Origin of the sequence: Chamaesiphon sp. VAR_48_metabat_403, from assembly GCF_031422475.1 — a bacterium.
Classification (GTDB): Bacteria; Cyanobacteriota; Cyanobacteriia; order Cyanobacteriales; family Chamaesiphonaceae; genus Chamaesiphon.
The window spans coordinates 1-14,957 of the sequence record NZ_JANPLS010000069.1; the positions used below are offsets into that span (position 1 = coordinate 1).

Annotated in this window: 14 protein-coding genes and 1 pseudogene; 5 read left to right on the plus strand and 10 right to left on the minus strand. The window is 45.8% G+C overall.

Features of this window, described 5'->3' with window-relative positions:
* The 3 genes and pseudogenes from RMO79_RS03390 to RMO79_RS03400 form a co-directional block, all read right to left on the minus strand.
* A pseudogene (locus RMO79_RS03390) lies at positions 1-133 on the minus strand (ATP-dependent Clp protease proteolytic subunit); the annotation flags it as partial.
* Between the two features lie 156 nt (positions 134-289).
* The gene (locus tag RMO79_RS03395) at positions 290-745 is read right to left on the minus strand and encodes a pentapeptide repeat-containing protein (protein WP_310481649.1); all 456 of its coding nucleotides are present in this window, start codon (positions 743-745) and stop codon (positions 290-292) included.
* A 275-nt stretch (positions 746-1,020) separates the two neighbouring features.
* A complete protein-coding gene (locus RMO79_RS03400) occupies positions 1,021-1,752 on the minus strand; it encodes a response regulator transcription factor (protein WP_310481650.1) in 732 nt (243 codons plus the stop codon).
* Between the two features lie 302 nt (positions 1,753-2,054).
* Here RMO79_RS03400 and RMO79_RS03405 point away from each other — a divergent pair, with 302 nt between their 5' ends.
* The 3 genes from RMO79_RS03405 to larB all read left to right on the plus strand — a co-directional run bounded on the left by RMO79_RS03405 (position 2,055) and on the right by larB (position 4,524).
* Positions 2,055-2,933: a 4-hydroxybenzoate solanesyltransferase gene (locus tag RMO79_RS03405; protein WP_310481651.1), complete on the plus strand. Its 879-nt coding sequence runs from the start codon at positions 2,055-2,057 to the stop codon at positions 2,931-2,933.
* A 282-nt stretch (positions 2,934-3,215) separates the two neighbouring features.
* Complete coding sequence (locus RMO79_RS03410) at positions 3,216-3,695, plus strand: hypothetical protein (RefSeq protein ID WP_310481652.1); 480 nt, start codon at positions 3,216-3,218, stop codon at positions 3,693-3,695.
* Between the two features lie 52 nt (positions 3,696-3,747).
* Entirely contained in the window at positions 3,748-4,524 is a 777-nt protein-coding gene (larB, locus tag RMO79_RS03415; protein ID WP_310481653.1) for a nickel pincer cofactor biosynthesis protein LarB, read from the plus strand.
* 117 nt (positions 4,525-4,641) lie between these two features.
* On the opposite strand, the gene RMO79_RS03420 is transcribed toward larB, so the two are convergent.
* Positions 4,642-5,829, minus strand: a complete 1,188-nt coding sequence (locus RMO79_RS03420) for a histidine kinase (RefSeq protein WP_310481654.1) — start codon at positions 5,827-5,829, stop codon at positions 4,642-4,644.
* A 367-nt stretch (positions 5,830-6,196) separates the two neighbouring features.
* On the opposite strand from RMO79_RS03420, the gene RMO79_RS03425 reads away from it, so the two are divergent.
* Positions 6,197-7,786 carry a glycoside hydrolase family 57 protein gene (locus tag RMO79_RS03425; protein ID WP_310481655.1) on the plus strand — a complete coding sequence of 530 codons (1,590 nt, stop codon included), beginning with the start codon at positions 6,197-6,199 and terminating at the stop codon, positions 7,784-7,786.
* A 308-nt stretch (positions 7,787-8,094) separates the two neighbouring features.
* On the opposite strand, the gene RMO79_RS03430 is transcribed toward RMO79_RS03425, so the two are convergent.
* The 3 genes from RMO79_RS03430 to RMO79_RS03440 all read right to left on the minus strand — a co-directional run bounded on the left by RMO79_RS03430 (position 8,095) and on the right by RMO79_RS03440 (position 10,657).
* Positions 8,095-8,238 carry a purine permease gene (locus tag RMO79_RS03430; protein ID WP_310481656.1) on the minus strand — a complete coding sequence of 48 codons (144 nt, stop codon included), beginning with the start codon at positions 8,236-8,238 and terminating at the stop codon, positions 8,095-8,097.
* Positions 8,239-8,394: 156 nt separating this feature from the next.
* Entirely contained in the window at positions 8,395-9,153 is a 759-nt protein-coding gene (locus RMO79_RS03435; RefSeq protein WP_310481657.1) for an SDR family NAD(P)-dependent oxidoreductase, read from the minus strand.
* A 73-nt stretch (positions 9,154-9,226) separates the two neighbouring features.
* The gene (locus RMO79_RS03440) at positions 9,227-10,657 is read right to left on the minus strand and encodes a protein adenylyltransferase SelO family protein (RefSeq protein WP_310481658.1); all 1,431 of its coding nucleotides are present in this window, start codon (positions 10,655-10,657) and stop codon (positions 9,227-9,229) included.
* A 24-nt stretch (positions 10,658-10,681) separates the two neighbouring features.
* On the opposite strand from RMO79_RS03440, the gene RMO79_RS03445 reads away from it, so the two are divergent.
* The gene (locus RMO79_RS03445; RefSeq protein ID WP_310481659.1) at positions 10,682-10,939 is read left to right on the plus strand and encodes a chlororespiratory reduction protein 7; all 258 of its coding nucleotides are present in this window, start codon (positions 10,682-10,684) and stop codon (positions 10,937-10,939) included.
* Positions 10,940-10,947: 8 nt separating this feature from the next.
* On the opposite strand, the gene RMO79_RS03450 is transcribed toward RMO79_RS03445, so the two are convergent.
* The 3 genes from RMO79_RS03450 to RMO79_RS03460 all read right to left on the minus strand — a co-directional run.
* Entirely contained in the window at positions 10,948-11,514 is a 567-nt protein-coding gene (locus tag RMO79_RS03450) for a DUF2854 domain-containing protein (protein ID WP_310481660.1), read from the minus strand.
* A 79-nt stretch (positions 11,515-11,593) separates the two neighbouring features.
* Complete coding sequence (gene topA / locus RMO79_RS03455) at positions 11,594-14,269, minus strand: type I DNA topoisomerase (RefSeq protein WP_310481661.1); 2,676 nt, start codon at positions 14,267-14,269, stop codon at positions 11,594-11,596.
* A gap of 469 nt (positions 14,270-14,738) precedes the next feature.
* On the minus strand, positions 14,739-14,957 hold a 219-nt coding region (locus RMO79_RS03460; RefSeq protein ID WP_310481662.1), incomplete at its 5' end, for an HAD family hydrolase.

Below are 14,957 nucleotides of genomic sequence, written 5' to 3' on the forward strand. Positions count from 1 at the left end.
GCCGCTTGTAGTCGTCGGAAGATACTAAAGGGCCGCCCATGTAGACGATCCGCTCTTTGAGTAACAATGAGGGTAAATCTGGTGGCGGTGTCCGGTAATAGCTGTCGCCGCCGTAATATTGGGACTGTACCATGTCTTTATTCCACTAGATCGCACTATATGTATCTATGGTAACTCGCGATCGGCTGGTGGCGGTGGGTTGATAACCGATTATCTTGCTGATAATTCGATCGGATTCGCACGCGGCTGGTATTAAGAGCCAATCTGTACCACTCGATCGAGATCGGCTTCAAGTACGACCAGTATAAATCTGACCGTTGGGCATGATGGTTTCGTAGAAAATAACATTTTTATAAGATGCATCAATCAGGTTTTTGGCTCCAGTCAAATCGGCATAACTCAGAACGGTGTCATCAAAGTCACCCTCGATAAAGTTGGCATTTCTGAAAATAGCTCCCCTGAGATCGACGCTATAAAAGCCAGCTTGCCCGAAGTAAGCATAACTGAAGTCAGCCCCTTCCATCAAACAATTCTTAAACATAGTTTCGTACAGACGAACTCCTTGGAATTTAGCAAAGCTGAGATCGGATTCTTCAAAACTACACCCATCAAAACTGGTATTGTCAAAGTCGGCTTCTCGGTAAATACCTCGAAAGATTTCCTCATACCGTTCACCGCCAAAACGCCGTCCGGTGAAATCTCTGCCTTCCCCAGTGTACTTTCTAATAAATTCCTCTGTGTCCATGATTCGATAACTCAAATAATAAATTCAACCCAATATTAAGATCCCATAAAAATTTTAATGCTAAAAATTTACCGATCTCCAGATCGATCGGCAGGAGGTAATTTATCGATCGAAATTAACTAACTCAAGTTGCTACCTATAGGCAAAGCGGTTAGAAACCGCTCCTCGGAATGCAAAGTCCGCCTACGCGGACTAGGAGATTCAGTCCGCGTAGGCGGACTTTGCATCATTAGCCACGATTTCAATCGTAGGCATTCTATCGGTACCAAATTAGGTTAACTAACCGGGGTTTTGTCTTCCTCGCGATCGTTTTGCAGCTCCAGACAATAGCCAGCACCATAGATTGTCTTAATATACTTAGGACGACGCGGATCTGGTTCCATCTTCGTGCGGAGGTGGCGAATATGGACGCGAATTGTCTCGATATCGTCATCGGGATCGTAGCCCCAGACTTCACGGAGAATGTCACTAGGGGACACTGTTTGCCCGTGTCGCTGGAGTAAACAGTGCAACAGTTCAAATTCGAGGTGCGTGAGCTTAATCGTCGCTTTGCGCCAAATTGCCTCAAATCGTTCGGGAACTAGCGTCAGTTCGCCATAATTAAGAATTTCACTGTGTTTGGCGGCTTGGGGAATGCGATCCGTGCGGCGGAGTAAGGCGCGTACCCGCGCTAGTAGCTCCTCGATCTCAAATGGCTTGGTTAAATAATCATCCGCACCAGCATTAAACCCTTCAACCTTATTCTGGGTTTGACTTAGAGCCGTCAGCATCAATACGGGAATATCGGACGTGCGATCGTCGCGACGCAATCGCTGGCAAACGGTATAACCATCAACTTTAGGCAGCATTAAATCCAATACGATTAAGTCTGGCTGGATTTGGATCGCCATTGCCTGACCCTGGATGCCGTCGGGCGATTGATTGACCTCATATCCAGCCATTTCGAGGTTAATACAGACTATTTCAGCGATCGCTGCATCATCATCGATGACTAGTATTCGAGGCATGTTCGAGTAATTTTAGATAAATGTCCAAAAAGTTTGTTGAAGATACTTTGCAAAACAACGCTTTCTGTAAAGATTATACGCAACTGTATCGATCGAGGCGAGTTTTTTTTAATATTCCTCAATTTTACGACATAGTGTGTAGCGAGTCATAGCTATTTATAAGTTTGGAGTTTGGAGTTTGGAGTTTGGAGTTTGGAGACGGGGGGGACTGGGGGACTGGGAATGGATTATATTTACATTAAGTATCGATCTCAAATGCTTTTGCCTCCCACACTTCTCACACCCCCCACTCGCATACAAAAATGACGACAATACCGCCTAGCGAACCAATTTGGCTGACTGTAATTCGACTGCTGCGATGGGATAAACCAGCAGGGAGATTAATTTTAATGATTCCGGCTTTGTGGGGGTTATGCTTGGCGGCGAAAGGAAATCCGCCGTTACCGCTGTTGGGGGTGGTAATTTTAGGGACGCTGGCGACTAGTGCGGCGGGATGCGTGGTTAACGATTTATGGGATCGGAATATCGATCCGCATGTAGAGCGCACTAAGCACCGTCCGCTGGCTGAGAAGTCTTTGTCGATCGCGACTGGCGTGGGCGTATTAATTGTCTCACTAATTTGTGCGGCAATTTTGGCGACTAATCTCAATCCGCTAACTTTTTGGCTGTGTGTAGGTGCCGTTCCGGTAATTTTATTGTATCCCGCAGCAAAACGAGTATTTCCCGTGCCGCAATTGGTACTATCGGTCGCTTGGGGATTTGCGGTGTTAATTAGTTGGTCGATGGTGACGGCGAGTATCGCTGCGCCGACGTGGTATTTATGGGGCGCGACAATTTTTTGGACGTTGGGATTCGATACTGTCTATGCTATGTCCGATCGTGATGACGATCGGCGGATTGGCGTTAAGTCTAGTGCTCTATTCTTCGGTAAATACGTCGCTGAAGCAGTTGCCGTTTTTTATGCCCTGACGGTGGGTTTACTGGGCTACACGGGCAAAATTATGGGCTTGGGGTCGATTTTTTGGTTGACGCTGGGCATGTCTGCTGGCTTGTGGCTGTGGCAATATCTCCGACTCAAGCGACGGACGATTTTGCCGTCTTTTTATCCCCAAATGTTTCGCGAGAATGTCTGGATTGGTTTTGGGTTGTTATTGGGGATGGTTTTGGGAATTAGGTTTTAGGAAGCGGGGAGTAAGGAGTAAGGATTTTGGTAATAAATAATACGAATTAAATGCTTAGGAGGTTATCTGGAATTTAGGATTGCTAAAATGTAGAAGATAGATATCCTATAGGTGCCGAATCGGCACAGCATCGCAGAGTATTAACACAAACAGTACGAACTAAAAACCTACCTTTAGATAAACCACCGATCGGTGGGAACTATGACTAGAGAGAGTGGCAGTGTAGATCTCGCTGATGTATGTTGGTATGTAGACCGATCGATTTATTATCGGAGGCGGCAAATGATGAACCGAATTAAAATAGCAATGCTGTTAGTAGTCTCGATCGGTTGCTGGTATCCGATCTCAGCTAGAGCTGAAGCTCCGACACCAAAAGGAGGCTGTTGGTCGAGAGATATTGCCGCACGTCCGACGATGACGGATTCGCAAACGATCTCCACAACGACGGGTACAGTAATTGCGATCGAGAATAATAATAAAGATCGCTCGCTCGCAGCTAAAGAAGTTATTACTTGGGTACGGCTCAAAATGCCTACGGGCGAACAAAAAACCGCCTACTTAGGATCGAGCCGCGCCCTCAAACAGCAACGCATCGCGCTCAAAGTCAATGATACGATCGAAGTTCGGGGCATCCAGACTGCAAAGTCGCAACCATCGCCGACAATTATTGCCAGTACCATTAAAAAGGGCAATCGGACTTGGAAGCTAGATAATCCCGCCGAAAAACCGATCGGAACGCAATGGTGCAAACATAACGGTTAATCGTACTGCTACTCTAGGGGATAAGTCGTCCATACCGAACATTCCCTAGATTATGTCAGAATCGCTGCAATCCTTACTCAATGACGTTGCTGCTGGAAAAATTGCGCCCGATCTTGCCTTATCCAAACTACAATCGTTAGGCTATGAATCGATCGACGAATTTGCCAAGATCGATTTAAATCGTCAGCAGCGGACGGGTTTTCCTGAAGTAATTTGGGGTGAAGACAAAACCCCAGATCAAATTATTAAAATTATCACAGCGATGCGCCAACGGCAATCTGTCGTAATGGCGACTCGAATTACACCAGCAGTCTACACCGAACTGCATCGATCGATTCCCGATTTAATCTATTACCAAACGGCTCGAATTTGCGCTCTAGCCCCACCAAATATCGTTCCTATACATCTAGGTAAAATTACTATTTTGACCGCAGGTACAGCCGATTTACCCGTGGCTGAAGAAGCAGCATGTACGGCAAGTTTATGCGGTTTTGCGATCGAAAAGCTATGGGATGTCGGCGTGGCAGGGATTCATCGGCTCTTGAGCAATCGGCATATTATCGACAATGCCGATGTATTAATTGTCGTCGCTGGCATGGAAGGAGCTTTACCAAGCGTTGTTGCTGGTTTGGCAGATTGTCCGGTAATTGCCGTACCAACTAGCGTAGGCTACGGTGCGAGTTTTAGTGGCATTGCACCATTACTGACAATGCTCAACTCCTGTGCCGCTGGTGTCGGTGTCGTAAATATTGATAATGGCTTTGGTGCCGCTATTTTAGCCTGTCAGATCCTTCGCACATCAGCCAAACTCGCCAATAAAATAATTTAGGGGAGACGGGGAGACGGGGAGACGGGGGAAAATCTAAAACCCAAAACCCAAAACCTAAAACCCAAAACCTAAAGCCCAAAACCTAAAGCCCAAAACCTAAAACCTAAAGCCTACAGCCTACCCCTGATATACCAACAGCGTAAAATTAAACACGCTGCCTTTACCCAGTACAGATTCTACCCAAATTTGACCGTAATGAGCGCGGACGATTCGCTGACAAACAGATAAACCAATGCCATAACCAGATTGTGACAGATCGCGATCGAGCCTGATCCGATCTTGAAAAATCTGTTTGTGATTTTCTTCAGGAATGCCCAAACCAGTGTCGGCGATACTAACTTGAATGGTTTGCGCCTTCCGATGGAGGGCACTGATGTGAATGCGACCGCCATCGGGGGTATACTTGCTGGCATTATCGAGTAAATTAGCGATCGCCTGACGTAATTTATCGGTATCGCCGTAAACAAAGGGCAAATCCTGGGGAATATCGGTTGTCACCAATTGCGCTTTGGCTTGAAATTGCGGATCTAGTTGGGAAACTACCTCAAAAATCAGTTTTGTCAGATCGAGTTTTTGAGGTAATAGTGCGATCTCTGGGGCATTTGAGGCTAGAGGTTGGAGAATATCATGCACTAATCGATCGATTGCTTGCAATTGAGTACGCGCACGAGTTATTAATTTAGCGATCGCAATTGGTTCTAAAAAGTTGGCGCGATAATCGTTGGGATTATGAATTATTTCTAGCGTTCCCAATGCTAGCGCGGCTGCGGTGAGCGGATTGCGAAGATCGTGAGCCAACACAGACATCGCCCGATCTTGCAATTTTAATCGATCGACTAATGCTGCTTTTTCTTGTTTGAGTGTAAAAATTTCGTCGGTTAACTTAATTAATTTACTCACGTAACCGAGTGAATCACTTAGTTGTAATTGTTCGTTTATCTGCGGATCGATCGCCATCGATCCACTATGATTATTTGATAAACTGCCGCTAACAATTAGCTCTTCTTGCCAGCGTTCCCACCAGTTATCAATTTGATCGATTAAATTGCTCCCTGCTAAAATCTGACGGGGAGTAGGATAAAGCTTTAATAGTGCTGGTGTGGCAATTACTCGATAGTGTTCGGCTAAGTCTGGCTGTTTGACAACATCTACAATTTGTAGCTCGAAGGAATGCTCGGTATTGAGCATTACTAATTTGTCGCGAATTTCTTGATTGTAGACAGAACTAGCCATCCGATCGTCGAGAAACAGCAGCAACTGTAAAGATTTAGATGTATGACTGGGGGAATAGCGATCGGTTGACATTCATTCTCGTTGGCGGACTTGTACTGAGCGAAGTCGTTGGCGTAGCCTCTGCCTCAGCAGAAGTAGCCTCTCCGGTAAGAGCATCGAAAGATAATTCATGGATTGAATCCAAGTATGAACCAATTCTTGAATTTTGTTAACAAAAGTTTAACATCTTTTAAAAAAATGTAATGGTTCGATCGATAAGTGTAAGCAACTACTCTCATTTATGCTGGGGAGTTGGGATTATGGAGCGGGGAGCGGGGAGCGGGGAGCGGGAAGATAGAATAAATAAAAAATAAAAGAGACTGCAAAGCTTAAAATAAGATTAACGATAAGATCTTGCTATCTTATCTACTGCCATTCGCTGTTCCCACAGGCTATCTCTATGAGTACTCCACTCGGTTATGTTGCGTTAGTACTACACGCTCATCTCCCCTTCGTTCGACATCCTGAGAGCGATTTCGTTCTTGAAGAAGAATGGCTGTATGAAGCCATTACCGAAACATATATTCCCCTACTCCACGTTTTTGAGGGCTTAAAGCGGGACGGAATCGACTTCAAAATTACCATGAGTATGACACCGCCACTGGTGTCGATGCTCCGCGATCCTCTACTCCAAGATCGATACGACGAACATCTGGCTAAATTAGAAGAATTAGCTCAAAAAGAAATCGATAGCAACGAGCATAACGGACACATCAAGTACCTAGCAGAGTACTATGTTAAAGAATTTGCTGCAATTCGCAAAACTTGGGAACGACACGATCGAGATTTAATTAAAGCCTTTAAAGGATTTTTAGATAGTAATAACCTCGAAATCATTACCTGCGGCGCGACTCACGGTTATTTGCCGTTGATGCGAATGTACCCAGAGGCGGTATGGTCGCAACTGCGGGTGGCGTGCGAACATTATGAAGAGAATTTCGGTCGCGCGCCTAAAGGAATTTGGCTGCCAGAATGCGCCTATTATGAAGGTCTGGATCGGATGATTGCCGATGCTGGCTTGCGCTACTTCCTCACCGACGGACACGGGGTGATGTACGCACGTCCGCGTCCGCGCTTTGGTAACTACGCACCGATCTTTACCGAGTCTGGGGTAGCTGTCTTCGGACGAGATCAGGAATCATCTCAACAAGTATGGTCGTCGATGGTGGGATATCCCGGCGCGCCAGAATATCGAGAATTTTATAAAGATTTAGGCTGGGATGCAGATTACGACTATATTAAGCCGTATATCATGCCCAACGGTCAGCGGAAAAATATCGGGATTAAATACCACAAGATTACTTCCAAGACTGGCGGCGAGAAAGCTCTCTACGATCCGTATTGGGCGAAAGAGAAAGCCGCCGATCACGCCCAGAACTTCATGTATAATCGCCAGCAACAGGTCGGAAACCTCGCTGGAGTAATGAAACGTCCGCCGCTGATCGTATCGCCCTACGATGCCGAATTATTCGGGCATTGGTGGTATGAAGGCCCTTGGTTCATCGATTTCTTCTTCCGTAAATCTTGGCACGATCAAAGTACCTACAGCATGACGCATTTAGCCGATTATCTCCGCGCTCAACCCACCCAGCAGGTATGTCGTCCATCTCAATCTAGTTGGGGATATAAGGGTTTCCACGAGTACTGGTTGAATGAAACCAATGCATGGGTATATCCTCACCTCCACAAGGGTGCCGAACGGATGATCGAATTAGCGCGAATGGAACCAGAAGATGAATTGCAATGGCGCGCGCTCAATCAAGCCGCACGCGAGTTATTACTGGCGCAATCTTCCGACTGGGCATTTATTATGCGAACTGGCACGATGGTACCATATGCCATCCGCCGCACCCGATCGCACTTAGTTCGGTTCCACAAACTCTATGAAGATCTCCAAGCGCGGAAAGTCGATAGCGGCTGGCTCGAAAAAGTCGAGACGATGGATAATATTTTCCCCAGTATTAATTACCGGACTTATCGACCATTGTAATAATGCTAATGCATTAGCTTAGTTTTGAAGCTCCTCATCTTTTATCAGAAAGCGGGAGCTTCAATTTTATTAGTTAACCTGAACTCAGGTTAAGAATGTTTGCTACGTTCATTACCTGCATTCCGACAGGCTCAATCACTACCCGCACGCAACTAAAGTGCGGCGATCGTAGTTCAAATCCACTTCAGTGGACTATCAGATTCCTCAGTCCACTTCAGTGGACTTGAGCTATTAGCCTGGGGATTAATCCCCAGGTGGTCATTGAGCTTGCCGAAATGTGATGTCCAAACGAAGCTTGCTGGCGTTAATCAGGGATTAATCGTGCCTGCGTATAGACCGATGAGAATGAGAGTTAAAGGTAATAAAATTAAGATGCTATTAATCGTCGTACCGACCGAAGGCGTGATATCGGGCGGATTTAATTCAGAGTTATGAGTAGTATCTGTTGCCATTTGTTAGAAGTTATTTTGATAAATCTCAGATGTATTATCTGCCGATTTAATTCAAGAGCGCATCACTCAATTGACAGGTTATACTTCGACATTAATCTGTCAAAATGAATAGCTATTTTGACATGTAAAATTGTTAAATATTTTAAACCTGTCAGTTTACCAAGGTAGACGGCTGCCATCCCAAGAGAAAAATTCGCCACTATCGCTAGGCTCTAATCGATCGATAACAGCTAACAATTGTGCTACAGTTCGATCGACTGAAAATAACTTTTCAGGTGGCACATTCCGCTGAAAAGGTAGCGATAAACGTGTATCTGTCGTACCGGGATGGAGTGCGACTAAAATTGCTTGGGGACAAGTGCGTTTGTATTCAATTGCCGTAGTACGGATAAACATATTCAGTGCGGCTTTCGAGGCGCGGTATCCATACCAACCACCGATTTGATTATCGCCAATACTACCGACTTTAGCCGAAATTGTTGCCAAGATCGATCGATTTTGATGCTTGAGTAATGGCTGTACTTGTTTGAATAATAACATCGCCCCCACGCTATTTACTTGAAAATAACGCAATAGTTGTTCGGCGTTAATATATCGCAAGCTCTTTTCTGGCTGCATCTCGCCTTCATGCAGAACACCTACCGAATTAACTACATAGTGCAGCTCAGTCGTTTCAGCCTTAATTTTATTAATTACCGCTGCAATTTGTGCTTCATCGGTAATATCCATCTGCAAACAACACAAGCGTGCATCTGCGATTGCCAATAGCTCTGTCGCTGACTCTAACCGCCGATAAGTAGCATAAACACGTTCGACATTGGCTGTAGCAAGTAACCCCCGTACGAAACCCAAACCAATACCCTGTCCCCCGCCGACAATGAGTGCAGTTTTTAAAAACTTAGTAGTTAAATTCATTTCTGTTGTCTTTCTCTGCGCTCTTCACGCGCCTCTGCGGTTGATTTTATTAATTTCAGATGGCTAAAAATAGCTAATTTCCCGCTCGAATCTTAGCTAACAACGCATAAAAAGGTTCCCAATTATCAGCTTGTGTAATTGCTTCCCAAATTGCTTCGATTTGCGGACGTAATAAAATAGTCTGAGGATTCGATCGATCGAGCATATTCCCGACCGAATTCAACTCAGACTCAGGTAGATCGCTCAAAGCTTGATGATAGAGTTGTAGCCATTTATGATAACCTGAATTACCCACTACCTCTGGCATTAATTCAGTCTCATTTAAAATTGAATTAAGATCTAGTTGCCATCTTAATTTAAAGGCTTGACTCAAATCGAAGAAAAACTGATGGTACCCGACTTGAGTATCAGCTAATAATTGCAGCGTCGTTACTAATAACTCATCCCGAACTGGAGTAGTATCGCCCTCTAAGCCTAATTTCTGCAACATCAGCTTTTTATAAGCCGGAAAATAATATCCCTCAAATTTAGCTAGTGCAGTAGTCATCTCCGCAGCACCTATCATTGCTCCTAAAGGCTGCTGGAGCAGTTCTAAATTCAACTTACATATTCCAGGTTGATTGCCATAGCTATAGCGTCCGTAATGGTCGAAATAAGCAGCAGTAAAATCGGGATTATAATTAGGTAAAAAAGCATAGGGACCATAGTCGAAACTTTCACCCGTAATCGACATATTATCGGTATTGAGTACCGCATGACAAAAACCCACCGCCATCCATTGAGCGACTAATTCGGCGACGCGCTGAACTAATTCAGTATAAAAACGAGCGTAGCGTTCGCTGCTATCGATCGAACTCAAATGGCTATAATAATAGTTAATAACGTGGTCTAATAACTTCCGACTCAAATCTGGACGCTTGAGATAATTTAACCGCTCGAAAGTACCGAACCGAATGTGCGATCGACTGAATCTTACCATTACTGAAGATCTTGTCGGCGATGGTTCGTCCCCCCGCCATAAATCCAAACCCGTCTCCACCATGCTCAAACACCGCGAAGTTCTCACTCCCATTCGATGTAAGGCTTCCGCCGCCAATACCTCGCGCACGCCGCCTTTAAGCGTCAACATCCCATCGCCACCGCGAGAATAAGGCGTTCTCCCCGAACCTTTAGTGCCAAAATCGTACAATTCCCCATCGATACCCCGCACCTGTCCGTACAGAAATCCACGTCCGTCGCCTAAGCCAGGATTGTATTCCCCAAATTGATAACCGTGGTAACGTAAAGCCAGAAATGGATGTGAGGGATTGCTAAATTTACCAAAAGCTTCAATAAAATTTTCGTCGCTGACTTGGGTGGGATCTAATCCCAGTTGCACTAGCAAGTCATCATTCCGAAATCTTAATATCTGTTGGGGAAATTCGGCGGCTACTACGTCATCATAGTAATCGGTACCCAAAGATTCGATCGCTGTTTCGTAATTAAGTGCGAGAATTGGATTCATGAATTACATTTATACCTTAATCTTATGTCTGACTCTTTAATGTTTAATACCGATGCTTACGTGCTGCTAGAAACAGACCGACCGGAGCAAATACTTACGCCAGCAGAAATGGCTGCCAAACTTCAGGAGATTGTTACTAAATTTGCCAATGAATTACCGATCGACGTGCTGGCAATTAATGGCATTGAAAATCAAGTAAAATATCTCCTAGATACTAGTTGCGAGTTGGACTTAGCACCAGGAGAATACTTGCAATGGTATGCAGTGAGACTAGAAAAGTAAACTTACAATTAAGCAGCAGCAACCGGAGTGCGATCGACAATTAAGGTCAGATTAATCTCTTCTTTATCTTCATCTGGCTCAATTTTAGCATCGACACCTGGTCCGAAAAATTTAGCAATTTTCTCGCGTTTTTCTTGCCAAACATCGAGCGTCATAAATGGCGAATAAAACTGTAAAGTTAGTGCGTAAGCACCGCCAACTTCTGATTCTTTTAAACCTTTGAGAATAGGACGATCGTCATCGCTAGGAGCCAAGCCTAATTTTTCTAAGGCAAGATCTAAATGAGCTTCTTGTCCGTAGCGGAAGCGAGTGACATCTTTACGAATTTGATGAAGCGTGGGTGTGGCTTGTTCGTCCCTGAGCTTAATTAAATTTGCAGGTGTAAGCTGAGTAAAAGGAACTGGTTCGAGTTCGGCTGATTTGAGAGCTAAACCGCCAAGTAGCAAGGGAATACCATAGAAAAATCCAATCAAATTGAAGGTCGGATCGTCGATCGCATATGCAAAAAAGCCGACGAGCGTGAGTAAACCGCCAACATTGATGAGTACTAAACTGAGCGGAATTTGACGGAACATATCGATCGCCTAAAAAACTAGAATCTTTATTATTATCAACTAACTTTTAGAAATTTTGGATCTGTTGCCAGATGTGAGACTAGCTAGTTTTTGATTTAGTCGTAGTTTTCTTGGCAGTAGTGGTTTTCTTGGCGGTGGTGGTTTTTGCCTTAGTGGTAGTGGTTTTTGCCTTCGTTGTCGTAGTTTTCTTCGTGGCTGCGGCTTTTTTTGTAGTAGTTTTCTTCGCGGCTCCACCCTTAGCAACTAGCAGACTCAGTGCAGTTTCGAGGCTGATGCCTTCGACTGTTTCGCCTTCTGGTATGCCCGCGTTAATTTTGCCGTGTTTGATATATTTACCATAAGGGCCAGCAAAAATCGCTACAGGCTCATTATCGTCGGGATGGTTGCCGATCGTCCGGAGCGGTTCTTTTTTACCACCTCGGACAGCTTTAGGCTCTGCCAAGATCGCCACAGCGCGCTCTAGCGTGACGGTGAGCACGTCGTCGGGTGCTTTGAGCGATCGATACTCTTTACCTTCTTTACCGCGATCGTAGAGGATATAAGGGCCGAATCGACCCAAGTTAGTTTGAAGTTTGCCGCCTGTTTCGGGATGAACGCCCAGGCTGCGGGGCAGCTTGAGCAGTTCGACCGCAATTTCGAGGGTGACATCTTCGAGTTTCATGCCTTTGGGCAAGGAAGATTGCTTGGGCTTTTTCTTACTATCTTCAACTTTATCGCCAAGTTGGACGTATGGACCAAAGGGGCCGAGTTTGGGATAAATCGGTTCGCCAGTTTCGGGGTGATTGCCCAGGGTATCGGGGGTGCTGCTTTTTTGTTTGAGCAACATCTCGATTGTTTCAGGATCTAAATCGGCGGGGGTGAGATCTTGGGGAATCGAGGCTTTACCAGATTCGGCTTCGATAAATGCCCCAAATCTACCGATGCGGATTTTCACATCGATATTTTCGAGATCGATCGTCCGAGCTAATGTGGCATCAATTCCCTCTTCACCAATTTTTACCTGATTTCTCAACCCCTGTTCGCCCAAGTAGAATTTTTCTAAATAGGGGAGCCATTGAGTCGTACCAGTGGCAATATCATCGAGGGTTTGTTCCATCCGCGCGGTGAAAGTCGGATCGACGAGATCTTGGAAGTTTTTTTCGAGTAAGGATGTGACTGCAAATGCGGTAAAACTGGGCACCAAGGCATTGTTTTGAAGCTGGGCGTACTTGCGATCGATAATCGTACTGATGATGCTGGCATAGGTACTAGGACGACCGATCCCTTCACTTTCGAGCATCTTGACTAGCGATGCTTCGGTATAGCGGGCGGGGGGTTGGGTTTCGTGGTCGATCGCGTTGAGTTTTTTACAATCGGGTTTGTCGCCCTTAACTAGTGCGGGGAGAATGATTTCTTGGTCTTCGATCGCGGCATTGGGGTCGTCGGAGCCTTCGACGTACGCCCTGAGGTAGCCGGGAAAATCGATCCGCTTCCCAGAGGATCTAAATCCAGCGTTCTCAACTTGTATATCTACGCTGAGTTGGGTTTGACGGGCATCTGCCATTTGCGATGCTACCGTCCGTTTCCAGACTAGATCGTAAAGCTGAAGTTTTTTATCTTCTAACCCAGTTTCTCTGGGCGTGCGGAAGCTGCTCCCCGCCGGACGAATTGCTTCGTGAGCTTCTTGAGCACCTTTGGATTTGGTGCTGTATTGGCGGGGTTTGGGGCTGAGATAGGCTTGCCCGTATTTTTCCAGTACGCACGATCGGGCGGCTTCGATCGCTTGTTCTGACAAATGTACCGAATCCGTCCGCATGTAAGTGATATAGCCTTCCTCGTACAAGTTTTGAGCGACACGCATGGTTTCCTTCGCCGACAGTCGCAGTTTCCGGTTGGCTTCCTGTTGAAGGGTAGAAGTGGTAAATGGTGGTGCGGGTTTGCGGGTGACGGGTTTTTCTTCCAATCCGGTGACCGTCCAGGTTTTGCCCTTGAGGTTTTCGACTAAGGCATTAGCTTCGGCACCATTAAGCACTTTGACTTTTTTACCCGCCAACAGATTTCCGGTATTAGGGTCGAAATCTGCACCAGTGGCAATTTTAACGCCATCGACCGTTACCAGTTTCGAGTCGAATTCAGCTTTGTTATGCGCCAGTAAGGCTTTGAGATCCCAGTACTGCGCCGATTTAAATGCCCGCCGCTGGCGTTCTTTAATTACTAACAATCTCACGGCAACAGATTGAACTCTACCCGCCGACAATCCGCCAGAAATTTTATGCCACAACAGTGGCGAGAGCGTATAACCCACCAATCGATCGAGAATTCGCCGTGTTTCTTGCGCGTGGACGATTTGCTCGTCGATATTGCGGCAATTTTTCAGTGCCTTTTGAATCGCCTCTTTGGTAATCTCGTGGAATACCATCCGTTTGGTCGGTACCTTGGGATTGAGGAGCTGTAATAGGTGCCAACTGATGCTTTCCCCCTCGCGATCTTCGTCCGTGGCTAGAATCAGTTCTTGGGCACCTTTGAGCGCGGTTTTCAATTCCTGAACGATTTTGCGTTTATCTTTGGGGATAATGTACAACGGCACGAACCCAGAGTCAACGTTGATACCCAAGCTCGCCCATTTTTCAGACTTATACTCTGGCGGAATTTCTTCCGCTGAGGGTGGCAAATCGCGGACGTGTCCCATCGAAGCTTTTACCACGTAACTAGATGGCAAAAACTTACTGATGGTACGCGCTTTGGTGGGAGATTCGACGATGACGAGGGTTGACATAGGGGCGTTTGGAGGTCGTCAGGAGGTGGTGAAAAATTTGGGGATGAAACAAAACAGCTTCGTTCCATCACCGTTTGGTAATGAATCCCCAGACTACTAGATCGATTCTAGATAGTCTTCTCAAAGAGGACTCGATCGGTTGACCGCAATGTAGTCGCGGGCTGAGATGCTCGTTCTCGAAGGCAATGCCAACGATAACTCCACAAATGCGTAAGTGAGGTGGGGTAGATTTTACAGCAGTACTATTGAGTCAAGTTCAAGTATATTTATCTATTTGTCAAGAGGGCAATTTCGATCGACTCGGTAATAATAGCTGAATTTAGCAACCGCGATTCGTTGCCGTGCCTCTATTTACTACAATTACATTCAAACTTAGTGGAGCGATCGAGATCTTGATAAAACTCTACATGAAGGGAATCCCACTCTAGCTCTTCCAAAGGGAGGAGTTTAAGAGGGGAGTCGATCTCAACTATTCGACAAATCTGAAATATTGTAGCCCTTCCAAAATGCCGCCCGCGCACTCGGTAACTGCCAGGTAATGATAGTCAACTGGATGGAGTTCGTACCACAACCTTAGCTCGGATTGGGCATTGCCGACAATGATACCGCGCTCGGTACCGTATTTGAACAGCGAAATATCGTTGCCCGAATCGCCACATACTACCGTCTGCATCGGATCGATCTGCCA